The organism is Streptomyces sp. NPDC056296 (genome assembly GCF_042268605.1).
In the GTDB taxonomy this organism is placed as follows: Bacteria; Actinomycetota; Actinomycetes; order Streptomycetales; family Streptomycetaceae; genus Streptomyces.
This window is the reverse complement of record NZ_JBHJRX010000013.1, coordinates 138948-156391: the sequence shown is the minus strand read 5'-3', so window position 1 is coordinate 156391 and position 17444 is coordinate 138948. Positions and strand designations below refer to the sequence as shown.

Here is a 17444-nt window from a genome sequence, read left to right as displayed (position 1 = left end):
ACACGCGTCACGCGATCGATTTAGCGGCCGATGTTTGATCCACAGCCAAGTGCGGTTATCCACAGGCTGGTTGGAACAGTCTGTGGAAACTACAGTGGCGGCTTCACACGCGCGAGACGCCTCAACGCTCCTGGAACGAACCGGGACATGAGATGGACGCCACGCGCCTCCGGCGTCACCGGGACCACGGCCCTGTTGCGCACGACCGCCTCCAGGACGGCGTCGGCCACCTTCTCCGGCGGGTAGTTGCGCAGCCCGTACAACCGCGCCGTGCGCCGCTGCCGCCGCTTCTCCTCGTCGGCGTCGACGCCCGCGAAGTGCGCCGTGGAGGTGATGTCGGTGTTGACGAGGCCGGGGCAGACCGCCGTGACGCCGATCCCCTGTCCGGCCAGTTCGGCGCGCAGGCACTCGCTCAACATCAGCACGGCCGCCTTGGAGGTGCTGTAGGCGGGCAGCGCCCTGGAGGGCTGGAAGGCCGCCGCCGACGTGGTGTTGACGATGTGGCCGCCCTGCCCGCGTTCGGCCATCTGCCTGCCGAAGAGGCGGCAGCCGTGGATCACGCCCCACAGATTGACGTCGAGGACCTTCTTCCAGTCCTCAGGCGTGGTGTCGAAGAAGGAGCCCGACATGCCGATCCCGGCGTTGTTCACCAGGACGTCCACCACGCCGTACTCGGCGGCGACCTTCTCCGCGAGCTTCTCCATGGCCTGCTCGTCGGAGACGTCGACGGTCTCCGCCCAGGCCGCCCGCGCACCGATCAGCCGGGACAGCTCCGCGGTGCGGGCGGCGGCCTCGGCGTCCCGGTCGACGGCCACGACGCGTGCGCCGGCCTCGGCGAAGGCGAACGCCGTGGCCCGCCCGATGCCGTTGCCCGCGCCGGTGACCAGCACCAGCTGCCCGCCGAAGCGGTCGGCGTGCTTCCCGCTCGCCGCGACCTCGGGCCGACCGCCGTCGACGGCGGTGACGAACTCCGTGATCCAGTCCGCCAGCCGGTCCGGACGGGTCCGCGGCACCCAGTGCTTGGCGGGCAGCGTGCGGCGGGTCAGCCGCGGCGCCCACAGCTCCAGTTCGTCGTAGAGACGCTCCGACAGGAACGCGTCGCCGAGGGGCGTGATGAGCTGCACGGGCGCGTGCGCGTAGGCGTCGTCGCGCGGGCGGCGCAGCCGGGGCCGGACGTTGTCCCGGTACAGCCACGCCCCGTGCGCCGCGTCCGACGGCAGGGACGGGGTCGGGTAGTCGCCGCCGGGCACCTTCTCGACGCGTCGCAGGATGCCCGGCCAGCGCTTGCCGAGGGGGCCGCGCCAGGCCAGTTCGGGCAGTACGGGCGTGTGCAGCAGGTAGACGTACCAGGACTTGGCGCCCTGGCCGAGGAGCTGTCCGATCCGGCGCGGGGTAGGGCGCTTGAGACGTTTGTTGATCCAGTGCCCGAAGTGGTCGAGGGACGGTCCGGACATCGAGGTGAAGGAGGCGATGCGGCCCTCGGTGCGCCTGACCGTCACGAACTCCCAGGACTGCACCGAGCCCCAGTCGTGGCCCACCAGGTGCACGGGCCGGCCGGGACTGACGGCGTCCGCCACGGCCAGGAAGTCGTCCGTCAGCTTCTCCAGCGTGAACCCGCCGCGCAGCGGGCTCGGGGCGGTGGACCGGCCGTGGCCCCGGACGTCGTAGAGGACCACGTGGAAGCGGTCGGCGAGGCGGGCGGCGACCTCGGACCAGACCTCCTTGCTGTCCGGGTACCCGTGCACCAGGACGACCGTGGGCTGGTGCGGGTCGCCCAGTTCGGCCACGCACAGCTCGACCCCGCCCGTGCGCACCCAGCGCTCCCGCGCACCGTCCAGCACTGTCATCGCTCCTCCGCCCAGCGCCGCACGTGCGGCAGATCGTCGTCCAGCCAGAAGGCGCTCTGCTCGGGATCCGCGGAGTCGGTGACGATCAGGATCTCCTCGAACTTCGCGCCCGTGCCCCGGAAACCGAGGTGGGGTTCGACCGCCCACAGCCCCGGCCGGGGCGGGTGGTCGGAGAAGCGGTACGGCGACCACAACGGGGACCAGCCCTCGCGGTGGCCGTGCAGCGCGTCGCTCGCCAGGCCCTTGAGCGACTGCGTGCCGAAGCCGAACAGGCGCGGGGACAGGCGCCGTTCCCGTACCCGGTCCACCTTGTGGGCGATCACGCCGAAGGGGTAGGCGCGGTGCCGGTTGGCATAGCCCTGGCGGACCATGAGCCGGTCCACGTCCTCGTAGATCTCCCGCAACGGGCGGCGTTCGCGCACCTCGCGCAGGATCAGCGCGCGGTGCGCCTCCAGGTCGGCCATCAGCCGCTGCTGCACGGGATTGGGGCCGAGCGAGCCGGAGTAGCCGATGTCGGCGGTGAAACCCCCGTACACCGGGGCCATGTCCAGGATGAAGGGCATGCCCGGCTCCAGCCGGCGCCCAGTCGGGAAGAACTGCAGCGGAACGCGGAAGTCCGTGAACGCCGTGCGGTCGCCGAACCAGGCGAAGGGCAGGTGGAACCAGTCCCGCACGCCCCGCTCCCGCAGCCTCTCGCGCTGCATGCGGGCCGCCTCCCGCTCGGTCACCCCCGGCTCCAGCCGGGCCGCCACGGCCTCGGCGCACTCGTAGGCGAGGCGCTGCACCTGCCGGAATCCGCGCAGCTCCGTGCGGAACTCCGTGCCCGGTCCTGATGTCACTGCCGTCGTCATGCCACCCCGTCCCACCCGTCGGCCCGTCGGCCCGTCGGCCCGTCCACCCGCCCCACGCGCCGGGCGCGGTCCGTGCCGACCGAGCTACTCGCGCGTAACGTGACGTCGCCGAATCTCCCAGCTGTTAGACCTCGCGTCAATAGCGCGGGACGAAGGGCGGACACACGGCCCCGGAAGACCGCTCCGTAGCTCTCAGGCACGGCATCCCCTACGGGCCCGTACTACTCGAGTCTGACTCCAAGACGGCTCTCCGGTCTGACGACCTCAGTGGCGCGCGTCACTACTGTCGTGGATGTGACTGTGATCGCGACCGAAAGCCTGAGCAAGCGGTACCCACGGGTGACCGCGCTCGACCGGCTCTCCGTGGACGTCGGACCCGGTGTGACCGGACTCGTCGGTGCCAACGGCGCCGGTAAGTCCACCCTGATCAAGATCCTGCTGGGTCTGTCTCCCGCCACCGAGGGCCGGGCCGAAGTGCTCGGACTCGATGTCGCGACCAAGGGCGCCGACATCCGCGAGCGAGTCGGCTACATGCCGGAACACGACTGCCTGCCGCCCGACGTCTCGGCCACCGAGTTCGTCGTCCACATGGCACGCATGTCCGGCCTGCCCCCCACCGCCGCCCGCGAACGCACGGCCGACACCCTGCGCCACGTCGGCCTGTACGAGGAGCGCTACCGGCCCATAGGCGGCTACTCGACCGGCATGAAGCAGCGCGTGAAGCTCGCGCAGGCCCTCGTCCACGACCCCCAGCTGGTCTTCCTCGACGAGCCCACCAACGGCCTCGACCCGGTCGGCCGCGACGAGATGCTCGGCCTCATCCGCCGCATCCACACCGACTTCGGCATCTCCGTCCTGGTCACCTCGCACCTGCTGGGCGAACTGGAACGCACCTGCGACCACGTCGTCGTCGTGGACGGCGGCAAGCTGCTGCGCTCCAGCTCCACCACGGACTTCACCCAGACCACGACGACACTCGCGATCGAGGTCACCGACACCGACGAGCACCCCGACGGCACCCGCGCGGTGCGCGACGCGCTCGACGCGCGCGGGGTGACCGTCCAGGACGGCAGCGGCCTGCCCGGCGCCGGCCACGTCCTGCTGCTCACCGCGGCGGGCGAGGAGACCTACGACCTGGTCAGAGACGTCATCGCCGACCTCGGCCTGGGCCTGGTGCGCATGGAGCAGCGCCGGCACCACATCTCGGAGGTCTTCCAGGACAGCGACGCAGAACGGAAGGAGGCGGTCGGCCATGGCAGCTGAACAGCCCACAGCCACGGTGCCGGGTGACCAGACCCGCATCCACAACATCGGCTACCGCAGCTACGACGGCCCCCGCCTCGGCCGCGCCTACGCCCGCCGTTCGCTGTACTCGCAGTCCCTGCGCGGCGCCTACGGCCTCGGCCGCTCGGCCAAGTCCAAGGTGCTGCCCATGCTGCTCTTCGTGGTGATGTGCCTGCCCGCCGCCATCATGGTCGCCGTCGCCGTCGCCACCAAGGCCAACGACCTGCCCCTGGACTACACGCGCTACGCGATCGTCCTCCAGGCCGTCATCAGCCTCTACGTCGCCTCGCAGGCCCCCCAGTCCGTCTCGCGCGACCTGCGCTTCAAGACCGTGCCGCTGTACTTCTCGCGGCCGATCGAGACCGCCGACTACGTCCGGGCCAAGTACGCGTCGCTGGCCTCGGCCCTGTTCATCCTCACCGCCGCCCCCCTGCTCGTGCTCTATGTGGGCGCGCTGCTCGCCAAACTCGACTTCGCGGACCAGACCAAGGGGTTCGCACAGGGACTCGTCTCCGTGGCACTGCTCTCGCTGCTCTTCGCCGGCCTCGGCCTGGTGGTCGCGTCGGTCACCCCGCGCCGCGGCTTCGGTATCGCGGCCGTCATCGCCGTCCTGACCATCACCTACGGCGCGGTCTCCACGCTCCAGGCCATCGCGGACGTCCAGGGCAGCTCCGGGTCCGTCGCCTGGATCGGCCTGTTCTCGCCGATCACCCTCATCGACGGTGTGCAGTCCGCCTTCCTGGGCGCCACCTCGGCCTTCCCCGGCGGGGTCGGCCCGAGCAACGGCGAGGGCGCGGTCTACGTCCTCGTCACCCTGGGCCTGATCGCCGGCGCCTACGGCCTGCTGATGCGCCGCTACCAGAAGGTGGGACTGTGACCACGCTGAACATCGACCACGTCTCCCGCTGGTTCGGCAACGTGGTCGCCGTCAACGACATCACCATGACGATCGGCCCCGGCGTCACCGGCCTGCTCGGCCCCAACGGCGCGGGAAAGTCCACCCTCATCAACATGATGGGCGGCTTCCTCGCCCCCTCCACCGGCACCGTCACCCTCGACGGACAGCCGACCTGGCGCAACGAGGCCATCTACCAGCACATCGGCATCGTCCCCGAGCGTGAGGCGATGTACGACTTCCTCACCGGCCGCGAGTTCGTCCTCGCCAACGCCGAACTGCACGGCCTCGGCGCCAAGGCGGCCCACGAAGCGCTCGCCACGGTACAGATGGAGTACGCGCAGGACCGGAAGATCGCCACGTACTCCAAGGGCATGCGGCAGCGCGTGAAGATGGCGAGCGCCCTCGTCCACAACCCCTCGCTGCTCCTGCTGGACGAGCCCTTCAACGGCATGGACCCGCGCCAGCGCATGCAACTGATGGACCTGCTGCGCCGCATGGGCGACGAGGGCCGCACGGTGCTGTTCTCCTCGCACATCCTCGAAGAGGTCGAACAACTCGCCTGGCACATCGAGGTCATCGTCGCCGGACGGCACGCGGCCAGCGGCGACTTCCGCAAGATCCGCCGCCTGATGACCGACCGGCCGCACCGCTACCTGGTGCGTTCCAGCGACGACCGGGCCCTCGCGGCGGCGCTGATCGCCGACCCGTCGACGTCCGGCATCGAGGTCGACCTCGCCGAGGGCGCGCTGCGCGTCCAGGCCGTCGACTTCGGCCGGTTCACGGCCCTGCTGCCCAAGGTCGCCCGCGACCACGGCATCCGGCTGCTCACGGTCTCGCCGTCCGACGAGTCCCTCGAGTCCGTCTTCTCGTATCTCGTCGCGGCGTAGGAGGCCGAAGAATGTACGACCCCACAGTCGCCAGGCTCACCTACCGAGCCCTGCTCGGCCGCCGCCGGGCCCTCATCCTGGGTGTACTGCCCCTGCTGCTGCTCGTCATCGCCGTGGCGGTGCGCGCGCTCGCCGGAGCCGACGACCAGACCGCGGCCGACGTGCTGGGCGGATTCGCCCTCGCCACCATGGTGCCGATCATCGGTGTCATCGCCGGTACCGGAGCCATCGGCCCCGAGATCGACGACGGCTCGGTGGTGTACCTGCTGTCCAAGCCGATCAAGCGACCGACGATCATCTTCACCAAGCTGATCGTCGCCATCGCCGTGACGATGGTCTTCTCCGCCGTGCCGACCCTGCTCGCCGGCCTGATCCTCAACGGCAACGGCCAGCAGGTCGCCGTTGCCTACACCATCGCCGCGCTGGTCGCCTCCATCGCCTACGCCGCGCTGTTCCTGCTGCTGGGCACGGTGTCCCGGCACGCGGTCGTCTTCGGGCTCGTCTACGCCCTCGTCTGGGAGGCCCTGTTCGGCTCCCTGGTGCCCGGCGCCCGGACCCTGAGCGTCCAGCAGTGGTCACTGGCGGTGGCCCAGAAGGTCGCCGACGGGAACCTGGTGACGTCCGACGTCGGCCTGCCGACCGCGACGGTGCTGCTGGCCGGGGTCACCGTGCTCGCGACCTGGTACGCGGGCCAGAAGCTGCGGACGCTGAAGCTCGCCGGGGAGGAGTGACCGGGCGGCCCCGGTCCTGACGGGGCCTTCACCCCGGCCTGGGCACACTGGGCCGAGGAACGTACGGAGGAGACACGGGGGACGCAGGGCTGGGAGGAACCGGGATGGCGGGCCAGACACCTCAGCAGGGCGGCCGCGGACAGCCGGAGGACGGTGCCGGTAGCGCCTCCGGGCGCGGCATCACGGACGGCACCGGTGACGACACCTGGGACGGCCTCGTCCTGGACGAGGAGTTCGTACGCGACGCCGGTACCTCCGAGCCGTCGGCCCGCGCCCGGATGCTCGCCGCCCGTTGGCGCCGCGAGAAACCGGAGCCGCAGCCGTGGCGCTCCGACGAGCCGCCCGCCGGATGGTTCTTCAGCAAGGCCCGCCGTCGCAGGTGGCGCCGACGATAATGCGGTGTACGTCCGCTTTTATTCGGTGGCGCCCGGCTTTCCGTACCGGCACAGTGATGAATGCACGAGGCCGGACGGCGCCGGCGAATCGGGCGGCCGCTTCGAGCACGCGAGACGCCTCGCGTGGGCCGACCGACGGGGACGCCGGCGCCGTCCGGACCGTGCGGCCGGGAGCCCCTGGTCTCAGAGACCCGGGGTGTTGGGGCCCGGGGTGTTGAGGGCCGGGGTGTTGAGGGCCGGGTCAGGCCGCCAGCCGCTCCAGTACCACCGCGATACCGTCCTCGTCGTTCGAGGACGTCACCTCGTCGGCCACCGCTTTCAGCTCCTCGTGGGCGTTGGCCATCGCCACACCCCGGGCGGCCCAGCCGAACATCGGGACGTCGTTGGGCATGTCGCCGAACGCGATCGTGTCCGCGGCCTTCAGACCCAGTCGGCGGGCCGCCAGCGACAGCCCGGTGGCCTTGGACAGGCCTAGGGGGAGCAGCTCGACGACGCCCGCGCCCGCCATGGTCACCGTGACGAAGCCGCCCGCGGTGCGCCGGGCAGCCTCGGCCAGCTCGTCGTCCGACAGGGTCGGATGCTGGATGTAGATCTTGTTCAGCGGCGCCGACCACAGATCCGAGGCGTCGGTGAACGGCACTGCGGGCAGGTCGCCCCCGACCGCGTAACCCGGGCCGACCAGGACGTCGCCGTCCAGGCCGTCACGGCTCGCGGCCAGGTACAGCGGGCCGGTCTCCGCCTCGATCTTGGCCAGCGCCACCCCGGCCAGCTGACGGTCCAGCGTGACCGAGGTCAGCAGCCGGTGCTCCCCGGCGTGGTAGACCTGCGCGCCCTGGCCGCAGACGGCCAGCCCGTCGTACCCGAGGTCGTCGAGGATGTGCCGGGTCCACGGGACCGCGCGGCCGGTGACCACGATGTGGGCCGCGCCCGCCGCGGTGGCCGCGGCGAGCGCGTCACGGGTGCGCTGCGAGATCGTGTCGTCGCCGCGCAGCAGCGTGCCGTCGAGGTCGGTCGCGACCAGCCGGTACGGGAAGCTCGCGCCGGGGCCGGCGTCGGGGACCGTGGCGGAGGCGGTGTCAGTCACTTGGCCACCGGCTCCAGGACCTCCCGGCCGCCCAGGTACGGGCGCAGCACCTCGGGCACGCGCACCGAACCGTCGGCCTGCTGATGGTTCTCCAGGATCGCCACGATCGTGCGCGGTACGGCGCAGAGCGTGCCGTTGAGCGTGGCCAGCGGGCGCACCTTCTTGTCCTCGCGGACCCGGATCGACAGCCGGCGCGACTGGTACTCGGTGCAGTCCGAGGTCGAGGTCAGCTCGCGGTACTTGCCCTGGGTCGGGATCCACGCCTCGCAGTCGTACTTGCGCGCGGCCGAGGAACCCAGGTCGGCCGAGGCGACGTCGATGACCCGGAACGGCAGCTCCAGCGACGTCAGCCACTGCTTCTCCCACTCCAGCAGGCGCTGGTGCTCGGCCTGCGAGTCCTCGGGGAGGACGTAGGAGAACATCTCGACCTTGTCGAACTGGTGCACCCGGAAGATGCCCCGGGTGTCCTTGCCGTGCGAGCCCGCCTCGCGGCGGAAGCAGGGCGAGAAGCCGGCGTAGCGCAGCGGCAGGCGGTCGGCGTCGAGGATCTCGTCCATGTGGTACGCGGCGAGCGGCACCTCGGACGTGCCGACCAGGTACAGGTCGTCCTTGTCGAGGTGGTAGACGTCCTGGGCGGCCTGGCCGAGGAAGCCGGTGCCCGCCATGGACTGCGGGCGCACCAGCGCCGGGGTCAGCATCGGCGTGAAGCCGGCCGCCGTGGCCTGCGCGATCGCCGCGTTGACCAGGGCGAGCTCCAGGAGGGCGCCGACGCCGGTCAGGAAGTAGAAACGCGAGCCGGAGACCTTGGCGCCGCGCTCGACGTCGATGGCGCCGAGCAGCTGGCCCAGCTGCAGATGGTCCCTGGGCTCGAAGCCCTCGGCCGCGAAGTCGCGGTGGGTGCCGTGCGTCTCCAGCGTGACGAAGTCCTCTTCGCCGCCGACGGGCACGTCGGGGTGGACGAGGTTGCTGAGCCGCTGGAGCAGCTCCTGGGTCTCGGCGTCGGCGGTGTCGCGCTCGGCGTCGGCGGCCTTGACGTCGGTCTTCAGCTGCTCGGCGCGCTTGAGCAGCTCGGCCTTCTCGTCTCCGGAGGCCTTGCCGATGAGCTTGCCGAGGCCCTTCTGCTCGGCGCGCAGCTCGTCGAAGCGGACGCCGGACGACCTGCGCCGTTCGTCGGCGGACAGGAGGGAGTCGACGAGCGCGACATCCTCTCCACGGGCGCGCTGCGAGGCGCGCACACGGTCGGGGTCCTCACGGAGCAGGCGAAGGTCAATCACGCGGTCAAGGCTACCGGTGTGCGGTCACGGGTCTCGACTCACTATTGCCGAACGCGGGACTCGCGTTCCGTTATGCGGGAATTGCGGCATATGTGGTTCTTGTTCGTACGTGCTTCTCGCGTGCTTCTCGCGTGCTTCGCGGGCGTCAATGAAAGGCGCCGCATTCCCCGGAACGAGGCGGCCGACGAGTGGCGGGTTGACCGGATTTTCTTGTGGAGAACGGGACTTGAGGCCGCCCGTGGGCTCGTCTGTCCACAGGAATCCCCAGTCGGGAAAAGTTATCCACAGGCTGTGCGAAAGATCTGTGGACTCTCGGAGGTGATCATTCCCAATTCTCGTGGTGAGCCACCCAAACCCGCCACGCCCCCACTTTCGAGTGGAAACAGGGCACTCGGTGTCGCTCCGGAGGATGGCGGGCGAGAAGCGGGTGGACGAAGGGTGACCTGGGCGCCTGTGGACGAAGTGGGGGCTGTAGGGGGATTTGTCGACTGAGTCCCACTTCGTTGTCGACTTGTCCCCAGGTCGAGAAGCGGACCTGTGGATAACTCGAAGTGCTCCTGTGGACAACGAAAATCAGCAGGTAGGACTGGCCGGTTCCGGCCGTCAGAAACGGCCGTCCTGGCAGCGCGCCACCCAGTCCGCCGCTGCCACGAAGTCCTCGTCGGAGGTGCCCCGCCGCAGCGCGTCCACGTCCGCCGGCTCGACCTCCGCCCGCGGGTACGACCCGAGGTAGCGCACCTGGAGACAGGTCCGCTTCAGGCCCATCAGGGCATCGGCCACCCGGCGGTCGGAGATGTGCCCCTCGGCGTCGATGCAGAAGCAGTAGTTGCCGATGCCGGCACCGGTGGGCCGGGACTGCAGCAGCATCAGGTTGACGCCCCGGGTGGCGAACTCGCCCAGCAGGTCGCGCAGCCCGCCGGGGTGGTCGTCGCGCTGCCAGAGCACGACGGACGTCTTGTCCGCGCCGGTCGGTGCCGCGGGCCTGGCGGGCCGGCCGACCAGCACGAAGCGCGTCTGGGCGTTCTCCGCGTCGTGGATGTCGGCCTCCAGGACCTCCAGGCCGTAGCGGGCCGCGGCGAACTCGCCGGCGAACGCCGCGTCGTAACGGCCCTCCTGCACCAGGCGGGCGCCGTCGGCGTTGGAGGCGGCCGACTCCCAGGCGACGTCCGGGAGGTGCGACTTGATCCAGTTGCGTACCTGGGGCTGGGCCGCCGGGTGGGCGCTGACCGTCTTGATGTCCGACAGCTTGGTGCCGGGGCGGACCAGCAGCGCGAAGGTGATGGACAGCAGCACCTCGCGGTAGATCATCAGCGGCTGGCCGGCGACCAGTTCGTCGAGGGTGGTGGTGATGCCGCCTTCCACGGAGTTCTCGATCGGCACGAACGCGGCCTCGGCCTCGCCGGTGCGGACCGCGTCGAGCGCGGACTGGACGGAGACGTAGGGGACCAGCTCCCGGGTCGCCGTCTCCGGAAGTGTGCGCAGAGCGACTTCGGTGAAGGTGCCTTCGGGGCCGAGATACGCGTAACTGGCTGGCATGTCCTCACCCTAATAGGCCCCGGGAGACCGGGCTGACGCGTCTCGGGCAAGCCGCTCGTCGGGGTGGCTCCCGGCCGGTTTCACCCCTCCAGCAGCCGCTGTCCCACGTACTCTCCCTCCGCCGCCCCGCCCGGCACCGCGAACAGACCGCTCGCCTCGTGCCGGACGAACCGCGAGAGCGCGTCACCCCGGTCCAGCTTGCGCTGCACCGGCACGAAGCCGCGCAGCGGATCGGCCTGCCAGCAGACGAAGAGCAGTCCGGCGTCGGGGACGCCGTCCGCGTCGAAACCGTCGTGGTACGAGAAGGGCCGACGGACCATGGCCGCGCCGCCGTTCTGGTCGGGGCGGGTGATGCGGGCGTGGGCGTTGATCGGGACGATCAGGTTCCCGGCCTTGTCCGTCTTCTCCAGGTCCATCTCGGTCGTCTCGCTGCCCCCGGACAGCGGGGCCCCGTCGGACTTGCGGCGCCCGATGACGTCCTCCTGGGCCTTGACCGAGAGCTTCTCCCAGTCGTCGAGGATCATGCGGATGCGGCGTACGACGGCGTAGGAGCCGTTCGCCATCCATGCCTGCTCGCTCTTCCCGGGCTTCTCCGGGACGAAGATCCGCTGGTCGAAGTCGGCGTCGGCGGGCTTCGGGTTGCGGGTGCCGTCGACCTGGCCCATGAGGTTGCGGGCGGTCATGGGGTGGGCGGTGGCGCCCGGCGAGCGGTTGAAGCCGTTCATCTGCCAGCGGACGCGGGCGGCCGATCCGGCGTCCTGCTGGATCGCGCGCAGGGCGTGGAAGGCGACCAGGGCGTCGTCGGCGCCGATCTGCACCCACAGGTCGCCGTTGCTGCGGTTCTTGTCGAGGTGATCGGAGGAGAAGTCGGGCAGCGGGTCGAGGGCTACCGGGCGCTGCTTGTCCAGGCCGGTCCGGCCGAAGAAGCTGTGCCCGAATCCGAAGGTGACGGTCAGCGAGGAGGGACCCGCGTCCCGGGCCACGCTCGTGTCACGGGCCCCGGCAGGCTCCCCCGCCATCAGCCGCCGTGCGGTGTCGGACCAGCGGCGCAGCAGCGCGGCGGCCTCCCTGCGGCCGGCGCCCGCCGCCAGGTCGAACGCGACGAGGTGCCCGCAGGCCTGCATCGGGGTGGTGATGCCGGGCTGATGTTTCCCGTGAAACATCACCTGCTCGTCACCCAGCGAGGTGAGCGGCGTGGCCGCGGAGGAGGGCGCGGCGGCGTAGCCCGCGGCGCCACCGGCCGCGCCGAGTACGAGCCCGGTGGCGCCGGCGGTGCCGAGCAGCCGTCGCCGCGAGACGCCCTGGCGCGTGGTGGTGTTCTCGGAGTCGAGCGGCCCGGGTCCGCCGGGCGCCCCGCGGGTCGCCTCGGGGGTGCGGGCCTCCGGGATGGACTGGTCAGCCATGGTGCGGTTCAGCCGATCTGCGCGTTCTTGGAGACGGTCACCTGGTCGATGTCGGAGGTCCGTACGGTCACGGCGACCTCCCAGTCGCCGGCCATCGGGATCTGCACCCCGCTCGCCGACCAGTGCCCGGTGGTGATGTGGTCGGGGACGACGGGGAGCGGCCCGATGTCCTTGGCCTCCTGGGTGAAGGCGACCTTCACCTCGGGGATGTCGAAGGCCTCGCCGTTCGGGCGCTCGACGTAGAGGTGCATGTCGTTGGCGCCCACTCGCGCGGGGTCGAGCTCGACCCGTACGACTCCCTTGCCGTTCTGGCCGCCGGTGTCGAAGGGCATGTCCAGGGTGACCGCACCGGAGGAGGGGCCGGTCGCGGCGGCGGAGGACGGGTTGGCGGCCTTGGCCTCCTCCTCGGTCCGGCCGGGCTCGGTCTGGGTCAGGACGGTGGTGACGGCGAGCAGGACGACGGCGATGCCCGCCTCGGCGAGCACGGAGCGGCGCAGTCCGAAGCGGTGGGGGTCGGCGTCGCGTTGCCGTTTCTGCCGGGCGGCGTCCACGGCCGCGCGCTGCCGGGCGAGCTGGGCGGCGCGCTGAGTGGCGCCGGAACCCTTCGACGCACCGGAGGAGCCCTGCCCGGAAGTCTTCGCTGCCCCGGCTCCCTTCGCTGCCCCGGCCCCCTTCGCCGCCCCGGACACCTTCTCGGCGGCCTTCGCCTTCTCGGTGGAGCGCGCCTTCGCGGTGGCCTTCGCCTTCTCGGCGGAGCTCGCCGTCTCGGTCTTACGGCCGTCGGACGCCCCGACCTGTTCCTTGTCCCGCTGACGGGCGATGGCCGGCACCGCCTCCGCCAGCTGTGCCGTCCACCGGCGCGAGAGGTAGGCGATGCCCACCAGCACCGCCACGAGCCCGATCTTGACGAGGAGCAGCTGCCCGTACCGGGTGTCGGTGAAGGCCGTCCAGGAGCCGAGCTGGCGCCAGGACTGGTAGGTGCCGGTCACCACCAGCGCGACCACGCTGCCGAAGGCGAGCCGCGAGAACCGCCGTACGGCGGAGGCGGCGACGGGCGTGTCCGCGGGCGCCCGGTACAGGGCGACGAGCAGGGCGGTCAGCCCACCGAGCCAGGCGGCGACGGCGAGCAGATGAACGATGTCGACGGGCATGGCGAGACCGGCCTGGATGCCGACCGAGGCGTGCTCGGACATCGCCCAGGTCGCCGCGAGCCCGGCCGCCACCACGGCTCCACCGACCGCGAGCCCGAAGGTGAGGTCCCGTTTCTCCTCGTCCTCCCGCTTGTCGTAGGCGCCGAAGAGTACGGCGACGAAGAGCGCGGCCGCCGCGAGCAGCAGCAGCCGGGAGACCAGCGCGGCGCCGGTCTTGGTCTGCAGTGCCTCGCCGAGCAGGTTCAGGTCGAAGACGTCGCCGAGCTTCCCGGAGCCGGTGTAGGAGCCGCGCAACAGGAGCAGCCCGAGAGTGGCGGCGGTCAGCGCGAGCCACCCGGAGACGACGAGCCGCTGCACGGCCCGGACGCCGGAGCCGCGCGACCAGCAGGCGAGGACGAAGACGGCGCCGCCCACCAGCACGGTGAACCCGGCGTACGACACGTACCGTCCGAGGCCGTACAGCCAGCCGACGACCCCGCCGCCCGCCTCCGCGTCGTAGACGGAGACGGAGGTCTCGGACGGGGCGCCGATGGAGAAGGTGTAGGCGCCGGCGACGGGATGGCTGTCGGCGGAGACGACCTGGTAGGTCACCGTGTACGTGCCGTCGGGCAGCCCCGCGTGCAGTTTCACGGCGTACTTCGTGCCGCTCGTGCCGGACGGCCTGCCGTCGTCGACGCGCTCGCCCTTGGGGTCGAGGACGCGCAGCGAGTCGTCGTCCACGGAGACCGACTCGGAGAAGGTGAGCGACACCTGGGCCGGAGCCTTGTCGACCACCGTCCCCTGCCGGGGGTCGCTGCCGGTCAGCGCGGCGTGCGCGGAGGCCGGCCCGGCGCCGGCGAGCAGCGCGCAGGCCGCGGCCAGGAGCAGCAGCACCAGGGTCCGGACGCGCGGGGCGATGGTCTGCGTCAAGGTGGTCCCTCCCTCAGTGTCCGGAGTGTCCGGTGGTGGGCTGGTAGGTGGCGGCCTTCACGGGCAGCTTGACCGTGACGGGGCCGGAGTGGGCGAAGTGCAGTTCGACGGAGACCGTCTGTCCCTGCTTGGGCTGCTGCTTCAGCTTCTCGAACATCAGGTGGTTGCCGCCGCTCTTGAACACGAGTTGACCGTGGGCGGGGATCGGGAGGCGGTCGACCTCCTTCATCGTCCCGTCGACGGTTTCGTGCACGGTGACGTCACCGGCCTCGCTGGTGACGGAGGTCAGTTCGTCCTCGGCGTCGCCCTTGTTGGTGATGGTGAGGAAGCCCGCCGCCATCGAGTCGGAGACCGGCTGCGGTATGTAGGCGGCGCCGACGGAGAGTTCGGCACGGGCGGGCGAGGAGCCGGAGTCGGAGCCGGAGTCCGAGTCGCCGCAGCCCGCGAGGACCAGGGCGCCGATCATCGTCACGGCGGCGAGAACGGGACGGCCTCTCACGGGTTCTCCCCCTTGACGAGCTTGGGGAGGTCCTTGGTGTAGTCCTCGACGGTGGCGTCCTCGCCGTAGAGGACGTAACCCGCGTCGGACTTCGGGGAGAAGGCGACGACCTGGGTGCCGTGCGTCGAGACGATCTTGCCGTTCTTGTCCTTGGTCGGCGGGTCGATGGAGATGCCGAGGGTGCGGGCGCCGGCCTGGACGGTGTCGAAGTCGCCGGTCAGTCCGACGATCTGCGGGTCGATGCCCTTGAGCCACTTGCCGAGCGCGGCCGGGGTGTCGCGCTCCGGGTCGGTGGTGACGAACACGATCCGGAGCTTGTCCTGCTCGGCCTGGGACAGCTGCTTCTTGGCCACGGCGATGTTGTTCATGGTCAGGGGGCAGACGTCGGGGCAGTGGGTGTAGCCGAAGTAGATCAGGGTGGGTTTGCCGGCGGTCCGCTCGCGGAGGTCGTACTTCTTGCCCTGGGTGTCGGTGAGGACCAGGTCGGGCTTCTCGAACGGCTTGTCGAGCACGGTGGCGGCCTGCTGGCCGGTGTCCTCGGAGACCACGGTGACGGGCTTGTCGCTGTCGGCGCCGCTGCCGCAGGCGGACAGGGTCAGGGAGGCGGCGGCGAGCAGTGCGGCCGCGGCGAACGTCTTCTTGCGCATAGAAAAATGTCCCAGATGTGAGGTGCTCCGGTGCGCGCCGGGGTCCGTCGGACCGACGGAGGGTGCCCGGCGCGCACCGGACGAGAGGATGCGGCGGCGTCGTTACGCCGACGCACCGGCGCGGGCGTGGTTACGCCGACGCACCGGAGTCGCGCCGACGTCCGGCCAGCACGCCGTAGGCGACGCCCGCGGCGCCGACGACGATGCCGACGATGCCGAGGACGCGGGCCGTGGTGTCGCTGCTGTCACCGGAGCCGGAGCCGGAGTCGGAGGAGGCGGAGGTGTCCGCGGCGGTGTTCCGCGCCGCCGCCTCGGTGTCGTCCTCGGCCTTCGCACCCGACGACCCGTGGGCGTCGTCCTCGGCGGCGGCCAGCTTCAGCACGGGTGCCGGGCTCTCGGGCTCCTCCTGGCCCTCCTGCGGCACCTCGATCCAGCGCACGACCTCCTTGTTGTCGTAGGTCTGGATCGCCTTGAACACCAGCTCGTCGGCGTCCTCGGGCAGAGCGCCGAGGGAGACCGGGAACTTCTGGAAGTAGCCGGGCTCGATCCCCTTGCCGTCGGCGGTCCAGGTCACCTTGCTGACGACCTCGGTGATCTTCTTCCCGTGCGACTCCAGCGGCTTGGCCGGCTTGGACTTGGTGACCACTGCCTTCCAGCCGGGGACCGGCTGCGGCATCACGGACGCCAGTGGGTGGTCGGTGGGGAAGTTGACCTCCAGCTTGGTGGTGGAGGCGTTGTCGCGTTCGTTGGGGACCTTGAAGCCGACGACCGCGTAGCCGCCCTTGGCGGCCGTGCCCTCCGGCTGCACGCTGACGTGCGCGAAGGCGGGCGCGGACAGGGCGAGGACGGCGATGCCGGAGACGGCGCCGACGGCGGCGATACGAGAAATGTTCATGGACGGAGCACTCCGCTTCGAGTGGGCCACCGGTACTGAGCCGGTGACGGGTGACGGGAGGGATGCGCGCACGCGCGCGTGCCGCACGACGGCGGCCCCTCCGCACGGCGGCCGATGGGCCGGAGCGGGGTGGTGGTCGCGTCGTGTCAGGCGGCGAGGGCGAACGCGTCGCTCGGCGGGCCGCGCCTGATCACCGTGTGCTGGAGTGCGGTGGTGCGGGGCCGCGGCGGCGCCAACCGAGCGGTGTGCGGCAGACGCGGGCCCGTTCCGGGAACGCCGGCGAGCCCGGCGTGCAGGGCGTGGACCAGGGAGAGCGCCGCGCGCAGGGCGCGTACGAACGCGGCCTCGGCCACCGACTGGGCCGAGTGTGCCGAGAGTTCGACGAGCCGGGCCAGGGCCAGATCGCCGCGCCGCAGCAGCCAGCCGGCGGCCAAAGCCGCGAGGACGTGGCCGAGCAGCATCGGCAGGGACGGCAGCAGCGAGGCCGAGGAACCGCCGGTGGACAGGGCGTCGGCCGGGTGGTGCGCCGTGCCGGCCCCGACGTCCGGGGCGATCCGCGCGTCGGTGAGGATCCGCTGGGCCTGGGCCGGGCTGATCGCCGCCGCGGTGGTCCCGCACACCAGCCGTGCCGCCTGCTGGACCAGTGACGCGTCGGACAGCGCGCCCGCCCCGCCGGTGGACGCGGCGGTCGTACCGGACGCCGTGACCGCCGTGACCGCCGTGGCACCGTGCTGGCCGAGTCCGAACAGGGTGTGCAGCGCGGTCTGCCCGACGGTGAGCAGCACCGCTATGCCGGGCAGCGAGCGTTCGCGTCCGGCGAGGGGCGCGGCGACCACGACCGCCCCGAGGAATCCCGCGCCCAGCGACCACAGCGGAACACCGGCGCAGGAGGCGAGGGTGTGCCCCGCCGCGGCCAGCACGACGCAGACCGCGGCGAACACCGCGGCCCGCAGGATCCGGAGATCGTTCCCGGAGCGCGCCGTAGGCGGGTGGGGGGCAGTCATGGCGGCCTCATCATCGCACTGGCGCCCCCCACGCCGTACGGCAGGTCCACAAGATGACGTACGACCGGAAGAGCACCGGAAGATCACTCTCTGGTGCGAGCCGCCCCACATACACCGATCGGCGGCATGGACACATCCGCCATATGGGC

The 17444-nt window shown here is 71.3% G+C and carries 16 protein-coding genes; 5 read left to right on the top strand and 11 right to left on the bottom strand.

Annotated features, from left to right (window positions below):
* Window positions 1-89 precede the first annotated feature (89 nt).
* Window positions 90-1847: an SDR family oxidoreductase gene (locus ACFCZF_RS12650; protein WP_376671656.1), complete on the bottom strand. Its 1758-nt coding sequence runs from the start codon at window positions 1845-1847 to the stop codon at window positions 90-92.
* Window positions 1844-2698 carry a M24 family metallopeptidase gene (locus ACFCZF_RS12645; protein ID WP_376671655.1) on the bottom strand — a complete coding sequence of 285 codons (855 nt, stop codon included), beginning with the start codon at window positions 2696-2698 and terminating at the stop codon, window positions 1844-1846. The genes ACFCZF_RS12650 and ACFCZF_RS12645 overlap by 4 nt, the downstream gene beginning before the upstream one ends.
* Before the next feature lie 300 nt (window positions 2699-2998).
* Between ACFCZF_RS12645 and ACFCZF_RS12640 the strand changes: the two genes are divergently transcribed.
* The 5 genes from ACFCZF_RS12640 to ACFCZF_RS12620 all read left to right on the top strand — a co-directional run bounded on the left by ACFCZF_RS12640 (window position 2999) and on the right by ACFCZF_RS12620 (window position 6893).
* On the top strand, window positions 2999-3961 hold the full coding sequence (locus ACFCZF_RS12640) for an ABC transporter ATP-binding protein (RefSeq protein WP_310875818.1): 963 nt from the start codon (window positions 2999-3001) through the stop codon (window positions 3959-3961).
* Entirely contained in the window at window positions 3951-4859 is a 909-nt protein-coding gene (locus ACFCZF_RS12635; protein ID WP_310872441.1) for an ABC transporter permease, read from the top strand. Before ACFCZF_RS12640 ends, ACFCZF_RS12635 begins: the two co-directional genes overlap by 11 nt.
* The gene (locus tag ACFCZF_RS12630) at window positions 4856-5767 is read left to right on the top strand and encodes an ABC transporter ATP-binding protein (protein ID WP_375906304.1); all 912 of its coding nucleotides are present in this window, start codon (window positions 4856-4858) and stop codon (window positions 5765-5767) included. Before ACFCZF_RS12635 ends, ACFCZF_RS12630 begins: the two co-directional genes overlap by 4 nt.
* 11 nt (window positions 5768-5778) lie before the next feature.
* A complete protein-coding gene (locus ACFCZF_RS12625) occupies window positions 5779-6498 on the top strand; it encodes an ABC transporter permease (RefSeq protein WP_310872442.1) in 720 nt (239 codons plus the stop codon).
* A gap of 104 nt (window positions 6499-6602) precedes the next feature.
* Window positions 6603-6893: a hypothetical protein gene (locus ACFCZF_RS12620; RefSeq protein ID WP_376671654.1), complete on the top strand. Its 291-nt coding sequence runs from the start codon at window positions 6603-6605 to the stop codon at window positions 6891-6893.
* Window positions 6894-7134: 241 nt separating this feature from the next.
* Here the strand turns inward: ACFCZF_RS12620 and ACFCZF_RS12615 are convergent, their stop codons facing one another.
* From ACFCZF_RS12615 to ACFCZF_RS12575, 9 genes are all read right to left on the bottom strand, one after another.
* On the bottom strand, window positions 7135-7977 hold the full coding sequence (locus ACFCZF_RS12615) for an HAD family hydrolase (protein WP_376671653.1): 843 nt from the start codon (window positions 7975-7977) through the stop codon (window positions 7135-7137).
* Window positions 7974-9251: a serine--tRNA ligase gene (gene serS, locus ACFCZF_RS12610; RefSeq protein ID WP_376671652.1), complete on the bottom strand. Its 1278-nt coding sequence runs from the start codon at window positions 9249-9251 to the stop codon at window positions 7974-7976. Before serS ends, ACFCZF_RS12615 begins: the two co-directional genes overlap by 4 nt.
* A gap of 603 nt (window positions 9252-9854) precedes the next feature.
* Window positions 9855-10787 carry a prephenate dehydratase gene (pheA, locus tag ACFCZF_RS12605; protein WP_375906290.1) on the bottom strand — a complete coding sequence of 311 codons (933 nt, stop codon included), beginning with the start codon at window positions 10785-10787 and terminating at the stop codon, window positions 9855-9857.
* Window positions 10788-10867: 80 nt separating this feature from the next.
* A complete protein-coding gene (gene efeB, locus ACFCZF_RS12600) occupies window positions 10868-12190 on the bottom strand; it encodes an iron uptake transporter deferrochelatase/peroxidase subunit (RefSeq protein ID WP_376671651.1) in 1323 nt (440 codons plus the stop codon).
* Between the two features lie 8 nt (window positions 12191-12198).
* On the bottom strand, window positions 12199-14250 hold the full coding sequence (locus ACFCZF_RS12595) for a copper resistance CopC/CopD family protein (protein WP_376671650.1): 2052 nt from the start codon (window positions 14248-14250) through the stop codon (window positions 12199-12201).
* Between the two features lie 13 nt (window positions 14251-14263).
* On the bottom strand, window positions 14264-14716 hold the full coding sequence (locus ACFCZF_RS12590) for a copper chaperone PCu(A)C (RefSeq protein WP_376671672.1): 453 nt from the start codon (window positions 14714-14716) through the stop codon (window positions 14264-14266).
* Window positions 14717-14745: 29 nt separating this feature from the next.
* The gene (locus ACFCZF_RS12585; RefSeq protein ID WP_375906278.1) at window positions 14746-15396 is read right to left on the bottom strand and encodes an SCO family protein; all 651 of its coding nucleotides are present in this window, start codon (window positions 15394-15396) and stop codon (window positions 14746-14748) included.
* Window positions 15397-15526: 130 nt separating this feature from the next.
* On the bottom strand, window positions 15527-16291 hold the full coding sequence (locus ACFCZF_RS12580) for a YcnI family protein (RefSeq protein ID WP_376671649.1): 765 nt from the start codon (window positions 16289-16291) through the stop codon (window positions 15527-15529).
* A 146-nt stretch (window positions 16292-16437) separates the two neighbouring features.
* Complete coding sequence (locus ACFCZF_RS12575) at window positions 16438-17295, bottom strand: hypothetical protein (RefSeq protein ID WP_376671648.1); 858 nt, start codon at window positions 17293-17295, stop codon at window positions 16438-16440.
* Between the last annotated feature and the right edge of the window lie 149 nt (window positions 17296-17444).